The organism is Streptomyces sp. AC627_RSS907, from assembly GCF_019049165.1.
In genome coordinates this window covers 1-640 of the sequence record NZ_JAGMUE010001427.1, presented here as the reverse complement: position 1 = coordinate 640, position 640 = coordinate 1, and the positions used below count along the sequence as shown (strand labels likewise).

1 protein-coding gene is annotated in these 640 nt (G+C 77.7%); it reads left to right on the top strand.

All coding sequences use genetic code 11. The features are described 5' to 3' along the window. A partial coding sequence (locus KUM32_RS42270; RefSeq protein ID WP_254406822.1) for a lyase family protein occupies positions 1 to 640 on the top strand: 640 nt, incomplete at both ends.

The following is a 640-nucleotide window of genomic DNA, read 5'->3' as shown; positions in this document are numbered from 1 at the left end:
GCCTCCCCGCAGCCGGGCCACCTGCGCGGCGAGCCGGGCGCGGCCTCGTACGCGTACGAGCTGACCGCCGCCTTCGCCGCCGAGACCGGGTTGGCCCAACCGGTGCTGCCTTGGCACGCGCTGCGCACCCCGATGGCCGATCTGGCCGCCGCGCTCGCCTTCACCTCGGGCGCGCTCGGCAAGATCGCCGTGGACGTGCAGTCGCTGACCCGGACCGAGGTCGCCGAGGTGCACGAGGGCGCGGTCGCCGGGCGCGGCGCCTCGTCGGCGATGCCGCACAAGCGCAACCCGGTGCTGGCCACCGTGATCCGCTCCGCCGCGCTCCAGGTGCCGCAGCTCGCGGCCACGGTGACCGGCGCGATGGCCGTCGAGGACGAGCGGTCGGCCGGCGGCTGGCACGCCGAGTGGGAGCCGCTGCGCGCCTGCCTGCGGCTGACGGGCGGCGCGGCGGCGCACGCCGTGGAGCTGGCCGAGAACCTGTCCGTCGCCTCAGACCGGATGCGCGCCAACCTCGACCTGACCGGCGGCCAGCTCGTCTCCGAGCGGATCGCGGCGGCGCTGGCACCGCTGCTCGGCAAGGCCGTCGCCCGGCAGGTGCTCAGCCGGGCGTCCGCCGACGCGGCGGCCTCCGGACGCACCC